The sequence below is a fragment of the Rhodococcus sp. 14-2470-1a genome (assembly GCF_002259425.1).
Taxonomy (GTDB): Bacteria; Actinomycetota; Actinomycetes; order Mycobacteriales; family Mycobacteriaceae; genus Rhodococcoides; species Rhodococcoides fascians_E.
Map to the genome: position 1 here is coordinate 20,837 of NZ_NPFZ01000038.1, position 19,570 is coordinate 40,406.

At 62.7% G+C, this 19,570-nt stretch carries 22 protein-coding genes; 9 read left to right on the forward strand and 13 right to left on the reverse strand.

The window, feature by feature from the left end; all coding sequences use genetic code 11:
- Together CH292_RS25250 and CH292_RS25255 are read right to left on the reverse strand one after the other, a co-directional pair.
- A complete protein-coding gene (locus CH292_RS25250) occupies window positions 1-1,332 on the reverse strand; it encodes an MFS transporter (protein WP_094655983.1) in 1,332 nt (443 codons plus the stop codon).
- Between the two features lie 53 nt (window positions 1,333-1,385).
- Complete coding sequence (locus CH292_RS25255) at window positions 1,386-2,969, reverse strand: FAD-dependent oxidoreductase (protein ID WP_094655984.1); 1,584 nt, start codon at window positions 2,967-2,969, stop codon at window positions 1,386-1,388.
- A gap of 490 nt (window positions 2,970-3,459) precedes the next feature.
- Between CH292_RS25255 and CH292_RS28690 the strand changes: the two genes are divergently transcribed.
- Entirely contained in the window at window positions 3,460-4,098 is a 639-nt protein-coding gene (locus tag CH292_RS28690) for a hypothetical protein (protein WP_143545793.1), read from the forward strand.
- Between the two features lie 204 nt (window positions 4,099-4,302).
- Here CH292_RS28690 and CH292_RS25265 read toward each other — a convergent pair whose 3' ends face one another.
- Window positions 4,303-5,334, reverse strand: a complete 1,032-nt coding sequence (locus CH292_RS25265) for a saccharopine dehydrogenase NADP-binding domain-containing protein (protein ID WP_218830199.1) — start codon at window positions 5,332-5,334, stop codon at window positions 4,303-4,305.
- Window positions 5,335-5,337: 3 nt separating this feature from the next.
- On the opposite strand from CH292_RS25265, the gene CH292_RS25270 reads away from it, so the two are divergent.
- The 3 genes from CH292_RS25270 to CH292_RS25280 all read left to right on the forward strand — a co-directional run bounded on the left by CH292_RS25270 (window position 5,338) and on the right by CH292_RS25280 (window position 8,027).
- Window positions 5,338-6,297 (forward strand): GlxA family transcriptional regulator, encoded by a 960-nt coding sequence (locus CH292_RS25270; RefSeq protein ID WP_094655986.1) that lies wholly within the window; start codon window positions 5,338-5,340, stop codon window positions 6,295-6,297.
- A 97-nt stretch (window positions 6,298-6,394) separates the two neighbouring features.
- Window positions 6,395-6,805: a VOC family protein gene (locus tag CH292_RS25275; protein WP_094655987.1), complete on the forward strand. Its 411-nt coding sequence runs from the start codon at window positions 6,395-6,397 to the stop codon at window positions 6,803-6,805.
- Between the two features lie 322 nt (window positions 6,806-7,127).
- Window positions 7,128-8,027 carry a hypothetical protein gene (locus tag CH292_RS25280; RefSeq protein ID WP_094655988.1) on the forward strand — a complete coding sequence of 300 codons (900 nt, stop codon included), beginning with the start codon at window positions 7,128-7,130 and terminating at the stop codon, window positions 8,025-8,027.
- 412 nt (window positions 8,028-8,439) lie between these two features.
- Here the strand turns inward: CH292_RS25280 and CH292_RS29035 are convergent, their stop codons facing one another.
- Window positions 8,440-8,613, reverse strand: a complete 174-nt coding sequence (locus CH292_RS29035) for a hypothetical protein (RefSeq protein ID WP_179278079.1) — start codon at window positions 8,611-8,613, stop codon at window positions 8,440-8,442.
- A gap of 7 nt (window positions 8,614-8,620) precedes the next feature.
- On the reverse strand, window positions 8,621-8,947 hold the full coding sequence (locus CH292_RS25290; protein WP_256978565.1) for a hypothetical protein: 327 nt from the start codon (window positions 8,945-8,947) through the stop codon (window positions 8,621-8,623).
- Window positions 8,948-9,163: 216 nt separating this feature from the next.
- Here CH292_RS25290 and CH292_RS25295 point away from each other — a divergent pair, with 216 nt between their 5' ends.
- The 4 genes from CH292_RS25295 to CH292_RS25310 all read left to right on the forward strand — a co-directional run bounded on the left by CH292_RS25295 (window position 9,164) and on the right by CH292_RS25310 (window position 11,537).
- On the forward strand, window positions 9,164-9,610 hold the full coding sequence (locus tag CH292_RS25295; RefSeq protein ID WP_179278080.1) for an Hsp20/alpha crystallin family protein: 447 nt from the start codon (window positions 9,164-9,166) through the stop codon (window positions 9,608-9,610).
- Window positions 9,611-9,739: 129 nt separating this feature from the next.
- On the forward strand, window positions 9,740-9,961 hold the full coding sequence (locus CH292_RS25300) for a hypothetical protein (protein ID WP_094655990.1): 222 nt from the start codon (window positions 9,740-9,742) through the stop codon (window positions 9,959-9,961).
- Window positions 9,962-10,173: 212 nt separating this feature from the next.
- A complete protein-coding gene (locus CH292_RS25305; RefSeq protein ID WP_143545794.1) occupies window positions 10,174-10,467 on the forward strand; it encodes a hypothetical protein in 294 nt (97 codons plus the stop codon).
- Window positions 10,468-10,733: 266 nt separating this feature from the next.
- The gene (locus CH292_RS25310) at window positions 10,734-11,537 is read left to right on the forward strand and encodes a GAF and ANTAR domain-containing protein (RefSeq protein WP_256978566.1); all 804 of its coding nucleotides are present in this window, start codon (window positions 10,734-10,736) and stop codon (window positions 11,535-11,537) included.
- A gap of 341 nt (window positions 11,538-11,878) precedes the next feature.
- Here the strand turns inward: CH292_RS25310 and CH292_RS25315 are convergent, their stop codons facing one another.
- The 5 genes from CH292_RS25315 to CH292_RS25335 form a co-directional block, all read right to left on the reverse strand.
- Window positions 11,879-12,238 (reverse strand): hypothetical protein, encoded by a 360-nt coding sequence (locus tag CH292_RS25315; RefSeq protein ID WP_094655993.1) that lies wholly within the window; start codon window positions 12,236-12,238, stop codon window positions 11,879-11,881.
- Between the two features lie 33 nt (window positions 12,239-12,271).
- A complete protein-coding gene (locus CH292_RS25320) occupies window positions 12,272-14,035 on the reverse strand; it encodes a hypothetical protein (RefSeq protein WP_094655994.1) in 1,764 nt (587 codons plus the stop codon).
- 297 nt (window positions 14,036-14,332) lie between these two features.
- A complete protein-coding gene (locus tag CH292_RS25325) occupies window positions 14,333-14,545 on the reverse strand; it encodes a hypothetical protein (protein WP_033188236.1) in 213 nt (70 codons plus the stop codon).
- A gap of 115 nt (window positions 14,546-14,660) precedes the next feature.
- Window positions 14,661-15,728 (reverse strand): acyl-CoA dehydrogenase family protein, encoded by a 1,068-nt coding sequence (locus CH292_RS25330; RefSeq protein ID WP_179278081.1) that lies wholly within the window; start codon window positions 15,726-15,728, stop codon window positions 14,661-14,663.
- A gap of 47 nt (window positions 15,729-15,775) precedes the next feature.
- On the reverse strand, window positions 15,776-16,813 hold the full coding sequence (locus tag CH292_RS25335) for a DUF3068 domain-containing protein (RefSeq protein ID WP_094655995.1): 1,038 nt from the start codon (window positions 16,811-16,813) through the stop codon (window positions 15,776-15,778).
- A gap of 72 nt (window positions 16,814-16,885) precedes the next feature.
- Here CH292_RS25335 and CH292_RS25340 point away from each other — a divergent pair, with 72 nt between their 5' ends.
- The gene (locus tag CH292_RS25340; protein WP_094656009.1) at window positions 16,886-17,485 is read left to right on the forward strand and encodes an isoprenylcysteine carboxylmethyltransferase family protein; all 600 of its coding nucleotides are present in this window, start codon (window positions 16,886-16,888) and stop codon (window positions 17,483-17,485) included.
- Here CH292_RS25340 and CH292_RS25345 read toward each other — a convergent pair.
- Genes CH292_RS25345 through CH292_RS25355 form a run of 3 tightly spaced genes read right to left on the reverse strand, consistent with a single transcriptional unit; the run spans window position 17,475 to window position 19,479 of the window.
- Window positions 17,475-18,419 carry a hypothetical protein gene (locus CH292_RS25345; RefSeq protein ID WP_094653475.1) on the reverse strand — a complete coding sequence of 315 codons (945 nt, stop codon included), beginning with the start codon at window positions 18,417-18,419 and terminating at the stop codon, window positions 17,475-17,477. The two genes, CH292_RS25340 and CH292_RS25345, sit on opposite strands and share 11 nt — an antisense overlap.
- Window positions 18,416-19,027 (reverse strand): hypothetical protein, encoded by a 612-nt coding sequence (locus CH292_RS25350; protein WP_094653474.1) that lies wholly within the window; start codon window positions 19,025-19,027, stop codon window positions 18,416-18,418. Before CH292_RS25350 ends, CH292_RS25345 begins: the two co-directional genes overlap by 4 nt.
- Window positions 19,027-19,479, reverse strand: coding sequence for a hypothetical protein (locus CH292_RS25355; protein WP_094653473.1), 453 nt, complete (start codon window positions 19,477-19,479; stop codon window positions 19,027-19,029). Before CH292_RS25355 ends, CH292_RS25350 begins: the two co-directional genes overlap by 1 nt.
- Between the last annotated feature and the right edge of the window lie 91 nt (window positions 19,480-19,570).

The window sequence follows — 19,570 nt, forward strand, 5'->3', positions numbered from 1 at the left end:
TCAGACTCGGGCCGGTGCGTCGGCCATGTTCTCGTCGTTCATGTCTCGTTTGAAGGTTTCCGGCAGACGGGTCATGGCGATGAGTCCGATCAGACCGATTCCGACGAGGTAGAACGCCGGGGCGAGCTTGAGTCCGGATGCGGCGACCAGTGCGGCTGCGACGTAGGGTGCGGTGCCACCGAACAGGGCGTAGGCGACGTTGTAGCCGAATGCTGCGCCGGAGTAGCGCACTCGAGTGGGGAACAGTTCGGTTTGCGCGACGACGACGGCGACCGAGATCGCCGTTCCCGGGATGATGGCCAGCATCTGTCCGAAGATGGCTCCGAACAGGCTGCCAGACGAGATCAGCATGAATGCCGGGATCGCAATGACGATCAGACCGATGGTTCCACCGAGCAGCAGGGGCTTGCGACCGATACGGTCGCTGAGGACTGCGAAGAACGGGACCAGTGCGGCCGCAATCAGCAGCGTGATCGAGGTGGACAGCAGTGCTGCGGTGCGTCCGAGTCCGACGGTGGAGATCAGGTAGGTCGAGGCGTAGGTCTTTGCGACGTAAGAGGCAACTGCTTCGACCATGACGATGGCGATCAGCAGAATGAGCGATCGCTTGTGTCGTGCGAACAATTCCATGATCGGGACGCGTTCTTTTGCGCTGGCTTCTTTTTTCGCAGCAGCCTGGAATGCGGGGGTCTCTTCGACCTTGAAGCGCAGGTAGAGACCAACTATCGCGAGGGGCAGCGAGAGCAGGAACGGCAGACGCCAGCCCCACGATTGCATGGCTTCGTCGCCGAGAATCGCGTTAAGGATTGCAACCAAGCTCGCGGCACAGACGAAGGCAATGATGCCGACGGCCTGGATGCTCGAGGTCCACAGCGCACGGCGACCCTTCGGCGCCGATTCCGACAGGAACGCTGCGGCACCCGAGGTTTCGCCGCCGGCGGACAATCCCTGCAGCAGCCGAAGCGCGATAAGCAATGTTGGAGCAGCGATGCCGATGGTCTCGTAGGTCGGGAGCAAACCGATACAGGTTGTAGCGCCGCCCATCAGCAAGATGGTGGTCGCCAGGATCGTCCGTCGGCCGAGCTTGTCACCGAGATGGCCGAAGAACACCGCTCCCACCGGCCGTGCGAAGAAGGCGACGCCGAAAACGGCAAGGGCGGAGAGTACCGAGGTGGTCGGGTTATCACTCGGGAAGAAGACATGTCCGAGAATGGTCGCAAGGTACCCGTACACCCCGAACTCGAACCATTCGACGGCGTGGCCGAAACACGCGGCCACGACGGCTTTTCGGTTCGGTGGCGCGACGTGTTCGCCGGTGGATTGAGTGGCCACGCGTGGCCCCCTTTCGAAGAATGGAACGCGGTTGCGTTATGCGGATTACTTGATCAGTGGTTCAGTTCGGACAGTGGTCGGGAGATGGCGGCACCGACGACGTACCCTGCCATCAATGCGGGCCCGAGGGAGGCTCCGGATCCGGCGTATCCCGGGCCCATCAACGCTGCAGCGGTCTCGCCGACCGCGAACACCCCGGATATTGGTTCGTCGTGGCCGTCGAGCAGACGGGAGTACTCGTCGACGACCAGCCCGCCCTTGGTGCCGTTGACACCGACGTCCACCTGTACTGCGTAGTACGGTCCCTGGTCAATCGGACCCAAACAGGGGTTGGGAGCGTGGTTTTCGTCTCCGTTGAAGCGGTCGTGCGCGTTGTTCCCGCGCCCGAACTCAGGGTCTGTCCCGGTCTGTGCGTACCGGTTCGTAGCGGCTACCGTCTCGGCCAGGGTGTGGGCGTCGATGCCGGCTCGCTGCGCGAGGGACTTGATGCTGTCCGCCTCGATCATCCAAAATGGCGTCGGCATCGTGGGCGAGACACCTGCCACTGTTCTGCACTGGCGGAACGCAGAGTCGAAGACGAGCCACGCCGCGGCATTGGGGAATTGGTGGTTTCGTGCATCGAACTCCATCATTGCTTTGGCGGAGTCGTTGTACGAGCTAGCTTCGTCGACGAATCGTCGGCCCGCTCCGTTGACGATGATCGAGCCTGGGAATGCCAACTCTCGCACGATATTTCGATACGGAACTTTACTGGTCGGGGTCGCCGCCGAGGGTGTCCACCATGCTTCGGCCATATCGCGTAATTGTCCGCCCAACCGAATACCGATGTCGATTCCGTCGCCGTTTCCACCGGGAGGCCCGGTGGGGTTCATCTTCACCAACGGTAGTAGTCGCCGTCGCCACTGCTGGTTGTGAGCGAATCCGCCGGCGGCGAGGACAATGTTCGTGGCGTCAGCGACGGCGTTGCCGGTGTCGTCGAACAAGCTGAAGCCGTCCGCGGTGGATAGGACCGAGGTGATCCTCAGTCCGGTGCGGAACTCGACGGCTCGGGCCAATGCTGCCCGGACCAGGCCCGCTGCCAAAGCTGACCCCTGAGTGCGAACATCCTCGAACTCACGTTCCTGCAGGACCTGGGGGTCGATACCTGTGCGGGCTTCCCAGGATGTGGTGGGGCGGCGAGTGGGCGAAGAGTTGGTTCGTTCCGCCCACTCGCCGAGTTCTGCTGCCGGGACCGGGTGCGGTTCCACGGTGCGGCCAAATCTGGCTCCGGCCCAATCGGGGTGGTAGTCGTGGCGTTCGATACTCGCCATCGGTATCGACAAATCCGATTCGAGATAGTCGATCATCTTCGGTGCCTGCGCAACGAAGGCGTCGAGCAGTGGCCCTGGGGTGCGTCCGAGCGTGACCCGATCGAGGTATTCGCGGGCAGCCTGGGCGTCGTCGTCGAAGCCGGCGCGGCGCATCGGCGGCGAGTCCGGCACCCACATCTGCCCTCCGGACCACGATGTGGTTCCACCCAGGGTGTCCTGGGCCTCAACAACCATCACCTGCAGTCCTGCGTCGGCGCCGCGGCATGCTGCCACCAGACCCGCTCCGCCGGAGCCGATGACAACGAGGTCGAATCGATCTGCGTTCATCAGTTGGCACCGCCGAGTGACTGCGTGATGCGGATTTCATCCACTGTGTGCATGTCTCTCGTACCTTCCTGTTGCCAGTGTGCTAACCATGTGATCTAGATCATCCTATTGGAAATCCTATAGGGTGTCAATGAAAGAAACTACGATCCGATTGTTTCGAGAAGATTGCACCGCAGTGACCGAATGTAACCGTTAGCAGGTACGCCCCGGAAACGCTTCCCGCTTATGTGAGCGGGATCCTTGGAGGCTTGCCCCTGCGCCGATCACACGGCACGCTGGCCCGAGCCAGACTCGCTCGCAGACGCGCTCTTCCAGAGGTAAATCCGCGCATTGTCGCGCGGCCCGACAACCGAGAGACGCCAGCTTTGTCAACCTTCCTTGACGAGCGGAACAGTCATAAGAGCGTTGTGCAACACCCAGTTGATGTTGTTGACACGGTAATGAACGCCAGTCGAGCGCGCTTGGTGATCCTGCGAAATAGGCTGCACTCATGGATGAGTCGTTGCTGGTATCGATTTTCATGAGGGAGCTGCGTACCCAGGCCCATACCGCCCGAGGTGCAGCCCTGCGTCTCGGCGATCTAAGGGAACGTGTACTCGCGATAGAGCTGAGAGGCGCCGAAGCCGCCGATGACGAAGCCCGCTACTTCGACGACCTCAAGCACCAAGATGCTGATGATGCGTTGGCAGACGAATGTTTCAGTACTGTTCAAGCAATCCTCACTGCAGCGGCGCTCGCCTCGAAATGTTTGTGGAGCCCTCGAAGGACGACGGCATCACGTCGACGAGGTACGCGCCTTCGGGAATTGCTCGCCATCGCCGAGAATGAGCAGGGTTTCCCTAGACTGTTGCGTAGCCGAGCAGTGCGCAACGCCTTCGAACACTTCGACGAACGCGTTGAGGACTACCTCGAACACAGCAACTTTCTGGTAGATCGCTGCGTCGGTTCGCGTGACTGGGCTGCCGGCATCCGATCCATGCGGCTCGTCAATGTCACGACATGGGAAGTTTCGGTGCTTGACACCGCAGTTGATCTGCAGGCGCTCCTGCGAGAGATGGAAGAACTTTCGCTTCGAGCGACCACCTGGTTGAACGGTCACTTCGTGTCATCGCGGCCACTCACTCCATAGAGGTTCGATGTGGTGCTGGGGTGTGACATTAGATACAGACGTTAAAGCGTTGCGCAGCAGATAGTTCGACACCAGGGCGACTTTGCCGATAATTTACCTTATGACAAGTAGAAGTCTGCATATCGTTCTGCTCCAATGTGTTTGGTCCAAAATTGCCCGGGACGACGTTCGGTGAACAGCGCGAATCATCACGTATCCGGCAACTTAGCCGAGCTCGAGGCTGTCCAACGGTAGGGCTCGCAGGAAATCGGCAGCGTCGAACGCCTCGGAGACGGTGGCCAGACCTGTTGCTCTCGACTCACCGCGCAAGAGACGGTCGATCGCTTCCCCTGCCAACGCGGCGCTGAACCCGTAGATGTCGCGGCCTGCAGCCCAGACACGGGTCTGCTGCTTGCCCCACCTGACCGTGACCTCGGCCAGGAACCGCTGCGTCGAGGCGGCCTCGCCGGGTGACTGCACGTGGATGTAGGCGTTGATGTCCTGGGTTGGTAGGTGTCGAGCGATGGTGACGACGTCGGCCGTCGGGAACTCGCCGGTCACCTCACGCTGGCCGAACGGCGGTGGAAACTGCCACTTGCCAAAGGGTTCCGGGGTGCCGGCTCGTACGTCGAGGTGCCCGTCGACGTACACCACACGTCGACCGGCGCGTAGCACCCCAGCCCGATCCGATCCGGCTGTCGGCGTCCAGCCGTTCAGCGCGATGGCCACGCTCACCTCATCGGCCGGTGACGGTGCGCCAGCGTAGGCGACGCTCGCGAGAAGGTCGCCGAGCGCCCCGAAGAAGCCGACCGCCGGTATGACCAGCGTTCCGTCCGATGGTCGGAAGTCGTTGAACGTCCTCCACGCCACAAGGGCTTCACCTGCGACATCCAAGTAGTGCACGCCTGCCCGCCGGGACGCGTCGAGCAGGCTGGCTGGTGGGGTGTCGCCGAACGGGCCTGCGCAGTTGACGACGGCAGCGACGTCGGTCAGCGCACGATCCATCTCGGCGGGCGCATCCAGCGACGCCGGTCGCATATCCGAACCGGGGTACTCGTCGACGAGAGCCTTCAACCGACGCGCGTCGCGGCCGCTGAGCACCGGCAGGTGACCGCGTCTGTTCAGTTCCTTGACGAGGAGTCGGCCGGTATGGCCGTAGGCGCCGTAGACAGCGACGGGGAGCGATTGCATTGCTCGACTATGACGGCCGGTCCAGATGATCGGGAGTGTCGTGAACGACAGTTTCGCTAGATTCACGACATGAGCACCCATCGGATCGTGATGGCGATCGCGCCCGGTATGCCGATCTTCGAGGCGGCCGTGCCGTGCATGATTTTCGGCGTCGACCGCTCACACGTGGTGTCGCCCTGGTACGAGTTCTCCGTCGTCGCCGTCGGCGGTGAACCGGTTCCGCTGCTGCCCGCATTCCAGTTCGACACTGCCACACCGTCGGGCGACCTGGAGCGCGCCGACACTCTGGTTGTGCCTGCGTGTCTCAACGTGCACGACTGCCCGCCTCCCGAACTGGTCGATGTGGTGCGCGACGCCTACCGGCGCGGCGTTCGCATACTGTCGATCTGTTCCGGCGCGTTCGTGCTGGCCGCGGCCGGTATTCTCGACGGTCGCCGCGCCACAACGCATTGGGTGCATGCCGATGAGCTCGCCCGCCAGTACCCGTCCGTTCGAGTTGACCCGTCGGTGCTCTACATCGAGGACGGCAACGTGATTACCTCGGCCGGAACCGTGGCCGGAATCGATGCGTGCTTGCACCTTGTCCGGTCCGACCACGGCGCAGCGGTCGCTGCCGAGGTCGCTCGCCGCATCGTCATGCCCCCACACCGCGATGGCGGGCAAGCCCAGTACTTCCGGCCTATCACCGCCCCTACCTCTGGTGACAACTGGTTAGCTCCGCTGCTCGATTGGGTGACCGCCGAACTGCACCGCCCGATCACCAACGCCGACCTAGCGGCTCACGCACGCGTGAGCGTCCGTACGATCGAGCGGCGCTTCGCAGACGTGCTCGGACTGTCGCCTCTACAGTGGGTACTGAGCCAGCGGGTCCGTCGAGCCCAGCAGATGCTCGAAGACACCGATCAACCTGTCGCACGGATCGCGGATGCCTGCGGGTTCGGCACGCCCGCCGGTTTGCGCGCACACTTCACCCGCGTTACCGGTGTATCGCCCACCGTGTACCGCAAGACCTTTCAAGCACGTGCCTGAAGTTCTCCATCCACCTGGCGAGAAGTCTGCAAACCAGGGCTGGCCAGAGGCGCTCCGCTATGGGACCGTCGAGGCACGAAGCGGACGGAGGCCACCGGTGTCCCAATATCCCGAGCTACTGCACACTGTCATCGACACGACAGATCCTCGCGCACTTGCCGAGTTCTACCGGCAACTCCTGGGATTGAGATACCGACCAGGCGACGAGCCATCCGAAACCCCCGAATCCCAACCCGGATGGTTGGTGCTCATGGACGCGACCGACGTCCGGAAATTGGCGTTCCAGCGCGTCGACACGCTCACGAGGACCACGTGGCCCGCGCACGACATCCCGATGCAGATGCACCTCGATTTCACCGTGCCCAACGTCGCGGAACTGCAACGACAGCGACAACGCGCCCAGTCGCTCGGTGCGCAGGTGATGTTCGATCGGACCGACGACGCCGAGGAGCCGCTCTACGTCTTCGCCGATCCATCAGGTCACCCGTTCTGCATCTTCGTCGCGTGAACTGTCGGTTGCGGTCATGTCCCGGAGCGCTGGACGTGCGGTGCACCGGCCTGGGTCGACTGTCAACCCCCGGTCCTGCCACCTATCTCCGAACCAAAATCAGTTTCGAAGCAGAGTCGACACGCGCGTCGCTCGGGTCGTCTGGTAGCTCTCACCGCAGACTCGCTTCATCAACGATAGGGAGGCCGATGTTCAGCAGTTCGATGCATACTGCTTGTCGCATCGGATGAGTGAAACTGGCTGCAGCTACCAGTTGAATGCGGCCCGATGCCTTTCAAGTGACATAAGTATCTCGACACTGTCCAGCGGCTAACGTGACGGCATGACGCGGCGGTGGATCTTCCTGCTCGCGGTCGCTGGGATCGCACTGATAGTCGGGGGCGGCTACGCGGTCTGGGTGGCGAACGCTCCAACCCGTGCCGTCGCGCAGATCGGGTCAGCGGAGTCGTTTCGATGTGACGACAGCCTGCCGCCGGGCCGGCCCCCACCACCCAGCCGTCCGACATCGGGAACAGTTCCCGTCGACTTCGTACCGGTCGCTGCGGTGATCTGCTCAACCGACTTTTCTGGAGCCCTCGAACTGGACAACGGCCGCGGCTACGACGAAACGAGGTACGAGGGCGATTTCACGGAGGTAGTTCGGCTCCTGAACGAACCAACGGCGCGCCGGTCACCTCTCGCCGGAGGATGTCCGAGCTACAGTGTCGTGCCGACGCCCGACTTGTGGCTACTCGACGCACATGGCCGCGCGATAGCTCCGACCTTTCCTTCCCACGGATGCGGCCTACCGAACATCGCCGCGCTCTCGGCTATCGGCAACATGACGGTCGCATCGTCTATCGAATATCGCATCACACAAGACGAGCTGAATCTCCGCCTAAGACTGTCGAGTTGCGCCCCGATCCTCGCACCCCCGCGCGGAGGTTCCACCGTCCCGGGTGTGCTCACCGTCGGCAACATTTTCTGCCGTTTCGTCATCACACCGGAAGGTGCGAACTTCGTTGGGACCGACTACGTCGAACCCAGTTTCGACACCGCCTCGTTCACCCTGGCACCGGACTGTGTTGACACGGCGTCGCGAATCGCCTCCACGGTGTACGTAGAGGGCGCAGCGACGGATCAGAGGCAGATACTGGTGGAGCTGGACGGTTGCCGACGCGTCATCGCCGACGGCTACCTGCCGCTGCAGGCACCGGAGAACTTGATACGTGCGTTGTCATGAACACAATACGAGATGCCCGGAGCGGATCAACTCTAATTGCACGCACCTGCAGACCGTGGCTTGTGCAGTCCAGGGGGTAATACCGGACCTGCCGCAATACGACCAGTCTTGATATGCAGGGTTACCAGTAAAGCTGAACTACGTTGTTCTGCAACATGTTTCGACTTGTCCGGGAACCCGATACTCGTGTCGCCGCGGCATCCAACGGTAAGCGTTTCACTCAGCACGACGGTCGTCGTCGCGGCACCGTTCACATCGCCGCCGCAGCGGGTGCCAAGACGTGCTGGGTGCACGTGTGCATTGGCGGTAGGTCTGCACTCGATGCCGAGCAGCGTCGAGGAACCCAGAGTCTCCTTGTATTTCGTCACCCGTGACGAAATGCAAGGAGGGGGAGACAGTCATGCATTGCGTCTCAGAGCCCGCGGCGACGAAACTCCTCCAGCAGTCGGCGCCTGGCCCGCTCCAGCTCCGCGATATCCGCCGGGGTCGCGTCGTCTCGGCGCGCGGTTCGCAGTTGGTCGTCGGTCTCGGCGAGCGCGGCGTCGAGTTCGGCGACGCTCAGCTCACGCAGAATGTTCTTCGCCACGGCCAAGTCACCAGTTCGGAAGAACCATGGCCAGAAACCCGGCCCCCAGGATGATTCCGAGCACGCCGGCGCTGTAGGCGAGCGCGGCGTCGGCGCGCGGTGCGGGCGGCCCCGACAGCATCGGGCTCCGGTCCGCCCACAGCGCCGCGAGAACCGCGAGGATCCCCAGTGCGACCCCGAGACCCGGGGCCCAGAAACTGATCATCGACAGTGCGCCGATCATCAACGCAGAGTCGGTGTTCTCGGCTCGGCTGAACGCTCGCCGGTTCCACCACCGTCGTGTCCCCGGCCGGCCGCCGGCACCGGTGCTGCCTCTGTTCATCGTCGTCGTCATCGTGTTGCTCCTCGACTCGTCGCGTACTGCTCGATGTGGTGCTCGCGCAGCATCCTTGGCCATCTTCATGAGACGGCCTCTGCCCCGGAATTTTCTGAAAAAAGTTGTACATCCATCTTGGCACTCCTGGGTCGAGAGTGCTAATTTTTGTGGTGCACAGTGAAGGGCAGCCCGCTACAGGGGCGGGTGCATCTGGGAACTCAGGAGGTGGTTGCTGTGCTTCGCTTCGATCCGTTCCGTGACCTCGATTCGATCACCTCGGCGATGCTGGGGACCTCGAGCGGTTCCGATCGTGCGCCCCGGTTCATGCCGATGGACCTGTACAAACTCGACGATCACTATGTCCTGTCGGCCGACCTTCCCGGTGTCGACCCGGGTTCGATCGATGTGGACGTCGACCGCGGCACCCTCACTCTCACCGCCCATCGCACTGCGCCCGATACCGATGGGGTGCAGTGGATCTCGTCGGAGCGGTTCGCCGGAACGTATCGCCGCCAGATCACCCTCGGGGACGGCGTCGACTCCGAGCGGATCGCCGCGTCCTACGACAACGGTGTCCTGTCGGTGACCATCCCGCTCGCCGAACGTGCCAAGCCCCGCAAGATCGAGATCAGCGCCGGCGCCACGTCCGGTCACCGGTCGATCGAGACGCAGCAAACCTGACCATCCGCCTTGTCGTGCCGTTTCCCGGGCGCTCGCGCAGAGATGCGCGGGCCCCCGGGGACAACGACCGACTGCACTGATGTTGGCTCGTTGAACGACTGACAGTCGCCGAAAGGTCAGGTGAGAGAAATGGAATTCGATGTGATGGATCCGGTGGTGTGGCCCGACGAGGACCCGGATCGGCAGCAGTGGTGGGCATCGGTTCTCGGAATCGGCTCCACCGGAACCGAATGTGAGACAGCAGATCTGATCGAGCAGCACCGCGAGGTGGTGTTCGACGACGTGGTCTTCGACGACGATGGCTACCCGCCGACCGCACACTCGGCGCCCGCCGCCGCGGCAGCGGCGTAGACCCCCTGCCATCCCGGCGGGACTACGGGGCGCCTGCCGGGACCGGTGGGCGGTGGCAGGTGTCGTCGTCCCTGCCGCCGCCCCGCTGCGGCTGCCCGATGTTCGTACCCGCGTCCGGGTTTCGTCGCGAAACGGTGTGTCCGGCAATCACAAACCGGGACCGTACGTCTGAACAGAAGACCCGACGACAAGGCGATCGGCAGGTGAGAATGGTGGCACAACGTTCCGAACAGGAGTCGGTGCACAGAGGTAGTGATGGCGATGATGCCTATTCCGGGCCCGATCACACGATGATCGACTATGCGCTGCGGTGGGTGAACCACGGCGGCGGGCCAGAAGAAGACATTCACACCCGTTTCGACACGACAGCGCGTGAGTTCTACCGCACTGTCCTGGACATCCTCGAGCGCGATCCAGGAAGGACGTTCGGGGAGTTCGGGCTCAGCCCGGTGATGGTGACCCGCAGCAAAGCGGTTGCGCGTCGCCGAATCTGGATCACCAGCTGACACACCCGAGTCACGGAATGCCTCGGGATAAGAACACGGCGTCGGAACATTCAGCCCGCGGCGCGGTAGGTCGGCGGAGGCACGAGGGCACTGCCGGTTGCTGGACAACGCCCCCGCGCCGCGGCACCGTCCGTGTAGCGGGGTACCGAAAACGTCGGATGCCACTGCCCTCGCCGATCGAAACCTGGTCACTCCGTCTCCGCGCAGCGGCTGTGTGCCACAGATACCGCCCTCACCCCCGCACGACGGTGTGGTCGAATCTGTGGGTGAACGACTCCGTCCCCCACGATGACACCACGACACAGCACCCGGGCACCCTCGCCGATGCCGACGACCTGACTCGCACCGCCGCCGCCCGTTTCGGGGCGGTGGTGGCAACGATCGGTGACTCGATCCGCGACGACGATCATCTGCTCGAGCTACTAGACCGCCTGATCGCTGCAGCATGCGAGAACATCCGCGACGTCGATCACGCCAGTGTCACCATCGATATCGACGCACGAACGTTCACCGCCTGCTCCACCGACGAATCGACCCTGGTGATCGACACCGAGCAGTACGACCTCGAATCCGGGCCGTCCCTGACGGCCGCACGGACACCGGGAACCGTGGTCGCCGATTGCGATGTCCTCGATCAGCGGTGGCCGGACTTCGGGCCCACGGCCCGGGCAGCGGGAGTGCACTCCATCCTCGCCGAACCCATCACCTCCACTGACACAACCTTCGGCACAGTCAACCTCTACAGCCGCACCGCGCGCGCGTTCGACGATATCGATCGATCACTGCTCACAGCCCTGACGACTGCCATCGGCGCCGCCGTCGGCGACTTCGCCCGCTACAGCACCGCCCGCGACACCGCGGACGGATTGCGTACCGCGATGGACAACCGGGCTCCGATCGAACAGGCGAAGGGAATCCTGATGGCGCTGCACCGGATCGGCCCCGATCAAGCGTTCACCATTCTGTCCACGCAGTCGCAGCACGCCAATCGTCGACTTCGCGAGATCGCCGCCGAGTTCGTCGCCGACGTCAGCTTCGCCGCAGCATCGATGACCGATTCACGGCGGTGACGCGGAACGGCCGACGAAGAGGTTCTGCTTCGGCGAGTTCGGCTGCGCGTCCGGCCGGCGCCGTTCGATACCGGTGTTCGAACACCGTGCGGCAGCATCTGTGCTCGGCCCCGCGCCCCGAACACAGATGCTGAGCCCGGAGTCACCGCGATCCACGACATCCGTATCTCGATCCTGACAACAGGCGACCCGGCCTACACAGCGGCGGGCACTGCTCGGGTGGTGTGATCGGCGGCCCGATGAAGAGGGATGGCCCGCCTCCCCCTCAGACGGCGGACCATCCCTCCACGTGGTGGATGCGCGCCGGCGCCGAATGGTTCCCGCCGATCGGAACAACCGTTTTAGAAGATGGCGAGCTGGTTCGAATCCACACTGCGGCGACGGGCTGTGCGGGCGCGCGGGGGCGGCGTGGATGCACGTTCGGGACGGATCGGCGCAGTAGCCTCCGCGAGACCGATTCCCGCGCGGCTCGCCAGGACCGCCCGGATGTAGACCCGCCGTGCGTGCTGCTGGCGTCCGGTGTCGCTATCGCGGCCCATCCACTGTTGGCGCCATGCCGGTGTGCCCGCATCGGGGACGGTGAGGGCGCGGTCGGTCAGACGATCGAGCAGGACGTCGAGTTTCTCGGCCAGGGTTTGCGCGAGCTCGTCGAGGACGTGTTCGGGGACGCCGGCCACCTCCGCTGTCTCGCTCTCGCGCATGCCCGCACACTAGACCGCGCCACCGACAGCCCTTCAGAGCGGTTCGGGTGGACCGGTGTTCATCACTGCGGCGATGTATTCGGGTTCGGGCGCGTCGGCGGGGTCTTCGCCTGGGACGGTGAACAGCGCTAGCTCGGGTTCAGGCGGGGTTCGGGCGTCCTCGCGGGCCGCGAGCCATTCCCGCCAGACGATGCGTTCGGCGCGGTGGCGCACGATCCGGGCACGAACCGCCGTGGTGAGACCGTGGCGGTGCCCGATGTCGTCGAGCTCGACATCCCCGATCCTCACTCGAGTGTTTTCGACGGTCAGCAGTCCCGCGATCCGCAGATCCAGCAGGGCCTCGTAGCCGCTGGTGCGCCCGATCCCGACTGCGGTGAACAACTCCTCCGGGGTCATCGGCTCCGCTGCTGTGTCGGCGGCCGCGGCGACGGTGTCGTAGAGGATGCGGTGGCGCCATCCGATGACGCTCCACGCCGGGTGTACCGACTCGACCTCCACGAGATCCTGCGCCGTCTCCGGCGCAGGTGCCGCCGAGCGTGCTGCCGGGGTGGGAACGAGGGCGTATCGGTCGGGGTTTTGTCCAACACCACGCTCGATCAACAACAGCGGAGATCCCTCCATCTCCCGCAACCGTTCCAACGCCGACCACACCGTCGACTCCGGGAGCATCCCTGCCGCGATCGACAGAGATCGTCCCCCCACCCCCACCGTGGGTACACCTTCCACGTTCTGACCTGATACCGCCGCAGCCCACGCGAGCGCCTGCACAACCGCGTGAGTAGTCCACCGATCTCGCCTGTGAGAGAACTCCGATGCAACCCAAGTTTGCGCATGGATAAGCCAGGAACAAAGAACCGGATCGTAGGTACCCCCTGTGTGCTTTTGCTTGTGCCCTGTATCCCGAACTGGATCAGGGAGGGTCGATGCCGCCCAGTGGAGCGCGCGGGCGGCGTCGCGGCGGAGCGCGCGGGCCGGTTCGGCGTAGTGGGCGTAGGCAGCGCGCACGCCGGCCCAGTCGCTCGCGGCGACGCGGGTGAGGATGTCGGCGGCGCTGGCGCCGCCGAGGACCGCGTGCGTCAGGACGGACTGCCGGGCTTCCGACCGTGAGGGCCAGCGGCTGGTGTCGAGGCGACCGGCGGCGGCGAAGTCGACGACGGCGCGCGGCGGGGTCGACGAGCGGCAGAACCGCGGGTGCAGCCGTGCATCGTCTCCGGCGCCGACGATGCGTTCGGTTGCGGTCTGGGTATGGATGTGTGTGTCGACCGGGTTGGCGGTCCCGCGGCCGGTTCCGCCGAGGAGAGCTTCAAGGCGTGTCAGGGTGCCGGCGTCGGAACCGACGGTCAGGATGTCGAGTGCGGCTGCGGGATCGAGGTCGACAAGCTCGCGGTGTCCGCCTTCTTTGCAGGCCGAGCCGGGCACGGTAATGCAGCCGGCCTTGGCGTTGGTCATCGGTGTGATGTCGAGTGTGGGCAGACGCACAGCGAGTTGTCGAAGGAGCGGCCGGATCTCCTCCGCGGACACTGTTTTGCCGGGAGCGAGGGGAATCAGGACGTGTTGTCCGCCGCTGGTCGAGCGGTCGACGACAGCGCGGCCACCGCACTCAGCGAGCCACGACAGCACACGCGAGACGTCGGTGTCGACAGCGGCGTGACCATGAGTTTTGGTGTCGAAGTCCAGCGCGACGACGCGGGCGCGTCCGCGTACGAACAGCGGAACGGCGGACGGAAGCGCCGGCCTCTTGATCGTCAGCGGCCCCGCTGAACCATATTTGCGCAGGGTCGGGTCGTAGAGACGCATCGAGGAACGCGCCGCCAGGACCGGGGCGAACCTACGCCACAGCCGATCCGGCGTCGTATCCGGTGCGACGACACGAGCATCAAATCTTGTACCTACTTCAGGGTGCGATGTACCCTGAGACATGTCCACCAAGACAGTCCCTTCGGGGAAGAGCACCACAAACGAGTAGCGAGCTAGTCACTCGCTTCTCCGACTTCGAAAGCCCTCGGCCCGCACGCCGGGGGCTTTTGTCGTTTCGTGGTGCTGCGCAGATTCAATTTGGACGTATGACCCGAATGTCGGTTCAGGCCAAAACGGCTACGCAGTCAAGGGCAGCACCCCCTGCTCATGCGCGCCGTTAAGTTCGCGCGCGAGATCTTCACGGTCACTGGCGATCGCGATGAGATCGGCGACATACTGACTTAGAGATGTCGCGCCAGCCGAACTCCGCTGTGCCTTGAGCGTGTCAATAAGCTCGGACGGGAGTCGGACAGTCAGCGACGTCCGGTCACCCTTACTGGGCATCGGCATGGCACGGCCTCCTTCGTCTACGTCTTCGGTCCCAACCGCAGTCCATCCTGAACCAGATTCACCTTCAGGGTGCGGTGACACGCCGACAAGAGGCCCACTAATTACATTCATGTCGTTAGATCACCACACTCGCCTGATGATCCCCGTCCAGAAGCTGAGGCAGTTGCTGGTGCACGACGCCATCCAGTACGTGAGCCTGGATCTCAGCCGTGGTGGCGCAGACAAGTGAGAAGTTTGCCTCGCGAGCGGTGCGCTCGGACAGCTCTCCGCGCTGTACTGCTCGACTACCAGTGATCGCCGTGTAGTAAGTCGATGCATCGACGGCGAAGCGACTGGCATCTGCACGCGCGCCGTAGATGTCAATAGTCGTGTCCCCAACAGCGTGGTCCAGCGAGTTCTTGACCGCGGTGAACTTGTCGGCCAGTGTCTGACTGCCCTGCCCTGACGCCTCCAGGGCTGTCAGGCTTCGACGGGCTAGCCCCAGGGCAAGCGAACCATTGATGCGAACGATCGCTCGATCAAGCAGTGACATGGTTCCCTGCCTGCTTCGAACTCGTCGCGCGACATGCATTACATCGGCTTCATTCACGCAATAACCGTCGAAATCCAGTGCGACAGTGTGAGAAGCGTTGGCCGCCGCTAGATCTAATCGCTCCGACGAGAGGCCAGAGTTCTCAGATGCAGGCGCAAGGAACGTCACCGTTTCGTCGTTTGTCTCGTCGTACGCAGAAACTCCCAGGACGTCGACGAAACCCCACCCGGTTACGAATGGCGCCGAACCTTCGATCGCGTAACCGCCCGAGGTCCGGTAAGCCTTCACCAGAGGACGCTGAGGTACGGCGTAACCCCCGCCTGATACTCCCGCGCGAACCGAACCTATTTGCAAAGCGGTCAGGTACCGTTCTTTGAGCGCTTGATTACTCGACATGGCGAGTCTGAGCAGGGTTCCATGGTGCTGCGCCCACACGAACGCTGTTGATAGACAAGCGCTCACCAGAATTTCTCCCACCTCCGACAGTGCCTTCAAGGGACTATCACTGGCGAGAGCGACTCCATAGAATCCTTGCTCAGCTAGTTCGTCGAAATGCGTAGTCGGGATTGTTGCAGTTCGATCAATCTGTGCCGCAGCGGGTTCTAGTACGCCGGCGCTGACTTTCTTCGCCTCAACGATCCAGTCGGTCACGTTTGCTGTTTGCTCCTCCGTTGTTGGTTCGGAATCTGATGTTTGACTCACTGGACGTTCGTCTCCTCATGTGCATGGGGCACTCTGCTGTCGACCTCACTCGTCGCCCCGCACAGTCCTTCTGTACCCCTGCGCCGAAGTAACACCACTCCCGTAGGCAGCGCCACGAGACCAACTACCCCGAGGCTAAGTGGGCCGTAAATCTCGGCCCAGTCGATGAGACGTTTGGACTTGACAGCCCGCTGCACCTGCTCGTCAACGGTGGCGGCGTCGAGCTCCGGCGACATTTCCACGATGGTGACGGCCGACGGGTCGCCGGCGGTACGTCCGTAGTACTGGTAAACCGCTTGTTTCCCGAAGACGACTGCACCTGTCGTGGGTTCGACCAGCAATTCACGGCGCGCCTGGTAGAACCGGTGCATCAGGATTTCTTCGTCCCCGTCGATACCCCAGTAAGACGCGGGAAGGCTGAGCTTGCCGCCGGTGTCGAGAGGCGCGATGTCCTGGACAAAGCGGTAGACGTCCAAGCCGCTGAGTGTGGTCTCGCCGGCGAACTCGATGTCCTGGCTACGGCGCGCGGTCGTGTCGAAGTACGGATACGACTTCGGTTCGACGTGGAACGGAAACTTGAGCGAAAGGCCGTCGTGGGCAACCTGGTCGGCTGGCTGGTCGACATACTTCTGGATCGACCCGATCGGATCGTCTGTCGGCATCGCTGTTCTGCGGTCGGCGGTGAATCTATCGACGGTCGCGTTGACTGTCCCTCGTTCACCCGGCCTATCGTCTCGCTGTAGCAAGACAGCGGATTGCATCGTGATCTTGTTGCTGTCCGACGGTTCTTCCACGGTGACCTGTTGCAAGACCCGAATAGGAACGTCGCGATCGACTTTCGAAACGCCCTGAATGAGCGCTTCGGTGTCGAGCAAGGTGGCGCTACCTGTTGCGACTGTTGCGGAGTCGACGTCGAGGGGCGTCTTTACCAGCTGCGGAGCCATGTAGAGGGCCATCGTTGCCGAGGACGCGGCGAGAAACGCACCTACGCCAACCAATGCCAGGCCCTTGATCGGTCGTATCGCCGTGGTCACGCTTTAACCCTCGAAGTGGCTCGGTGCATAGCACGTCTTGAAGCGGGCGCGGAGTCTGAGATGCTGTGTCGCATGAGCGTCAAGAGGCTGCCTTTGTTCGTGACCAGTCGACCGGCAGCCGCGGTGTTGGCCACCGCATTCGCCGGATTCGTGTTGTCGGAATACAAGATGGGCAAGCGGAGGCCGCGTGTGGGCTCCGTGAATCGGGATAACGGGTCAGGTCGAGCCGTTGGCCGTGGTCTTGCACTGGCGTACGGCGGTGGCCTCCTGCTCAGCGTGGCCTCCCCGGCAACCGTCGTTACGCGGCGGCCACGAACGATTTTCGCTATGGGATTGACCACGGCGGTGCTCGGGCAGGCGCTCCGGTTGGCTTCGGCACGGAGGCTCGGGGAGTCCTTCACGTTCAAAGTCCACACACACCCAGAGCAATTGGTGGTGCAGACGGGGCCGTACCGGTTTGTCCGGCATCCTTCGTACACCGGGGCATTGATCTGCGCACTGGGCTTCTGCACCGCATACGGGAACTGGCTTGCTCCTGTCATGGTGTCATTTCTGGCGGGCGGATACATCCGCCGAATCCCGTCGGAAGAGACAGCAATGCTTGAAGGCCTAGGAGAGGGGTACGCCGAGTACATAGCGGGCACCAAGCGCTTGATCCCGTTCATCTTCTAGCCGCTCCCGCGGATGTTGCCTTGCCGTCTTCTCCGTCGACCATCTCGACCATGAGTCGGGTGGACGCAACGGAATTTCTGCTGGCTCGCCAGGCAGCCCGCTTGGAGCTCGGAATCAGGGTGTCCGCGAGAATGGCGTTGCTTCGAGCAGCCAAGGCCTGCCACTCATCCATATACGCAACGATGCTGCGGTACCGCTGGATGCGGGGAAGCAGTGTCGTCCAGATGTACACCCACGCAACGTATCCGGCGACAAGTAGAGGTGACATGATGAGAAAAAGAGATATCTGAACAGTGTTAGCGGTGTACCAGTTTTCTACACCGCGGGCGAACGCCACTAGGTAAACGATCTTGTGAACTGCATAGAGCAATATCATCCCGCACGCCACCGCAGCGGCGGTCAAGACCCGTGCTAGTTCTCCGGTCTTCACAATCAAAGCAATGCGTGCCAACAGGTAGAACGGCACCGCCACGCACAAAGACAGGCTTCCGAGAAAAATGACCCAATAGACCAACATCCAGCCTTCGGCTGCAAAAGTCTGGCTGAGGTAGTAGGTAGGTCTGGACGGTGCGGGTGAGAGCAGAAAAGAAACGACGAGACCGACGAGCAGCGCCATCGTGACGGCATAACGAGTGCGACGTGGAAAGCTACGTTGAGTCGAATGAGCCACAATCCCGACCCACTGTGTCGCGGCGCAAATCGCCAGTGCCTGAGCTATCAGGACGGACACGTTCCACAGGCCTGTTGCGTCATGGATGACGGGATCAAGCTTGTCGTCTGCCAGCGCGTGAATTCTGAACATCTGCGCAATACTGAGAGTGAGTAGTAGCACGGTCATGGGGCGTGTTTTCGGCTTCCGCTTGTACAGCGGTAGGCGTTGAAGACCGAACACCAGCAACACTATTGGCAGTACTGCCTCGAAGAACGTGCTCACATTTGCCACCCGAAAACTGTGGCCACCCGGCGCAGGGTCTCCTTGTCTTTCGAGTCGATGCTCTCCGGGTAGAAGGGCTTACGTAGGGAGTCGGCTCGGGCGAGCATGAGTGTGCCGAGCCATTCGGCCTCCGCTTCGATGGGCTGAAGGAAGTCAGGAACTCGTGTGAAACACACTTTCGCACGCTGCTCCTCAGCAAGAGCACTGATCATTGTTCTGGGGATGGCGGGGGCCATCCTCATGAACGACTCCACCAGAATGTCTTCGGTGACAACAACATCGGCTTCGTGACCAAGGAGGATGTGTGCGACTTCGTGGAGGACGCATTGTTCACGGAACAGCGGATCTACATCATCTCGGACGTAGATCACATCTACCGGCGCAGTTCGTACCCAGAAGCCGGATACTTCCCCGCTCTCGCTCAAATCGTCAGGTAGATCGAGCACCAGAATTACGCGACCGATTCTGAAACCGACCTCTGCGACGAATCGGTCGATCGACCACGGTCTCGCAAACGGAAGTTGCAGCGCATCGAGAAAGGACCTTGCACGCAGCTCGGGGTCTTCGATTCTTCTTGCTGCAACGGCGGCATCATGAACCGAGCCCATTACGCCGATTCGCCGGCCTCGGCGGGCGCATGCCGAGGAGCTTGCGTCTCAAAACGTTCATGGGTGTCGCGGACCAGCTCACTCAGACGCTCCGCAATCGCCGGGGTCAGTTGCGGTACGCGGGTTCGTAGTGCGAAGACCGTCGCCTGCGACTGCCGCACATTGTCGAAGTAATCGAGCTGAGCGTTGTAGTCCATCTGCTGAGCAACGGTGCCGACCAGGTAAGTTACCGGCGCTTCGAAAAATGAGGCCACCGCCTCGAGTACGTCTCGATCGGGGCTGTCTGCTGCTTGACTGCGGAGCGCTTTCACTTGTTCAACACTGACTTTGCGTCCGACGTTCTTGCCTACATGTGCCGCGACCCGTTGATCCAGCTCATCTGGTGTTCCCAGATGTCGAAAGCCCTCGAACAGCCTGCCGATTCGATTGTGTAGCGGTAGCTGGCTGTCCATCGTGATCTGTTCCTTCCGAATGTTCTCTCCCCGCGGAGTACTGCAGGACGCTTGGCCCCGAGCAAGCACCCTTTCCCATTTCCTTCGCAAC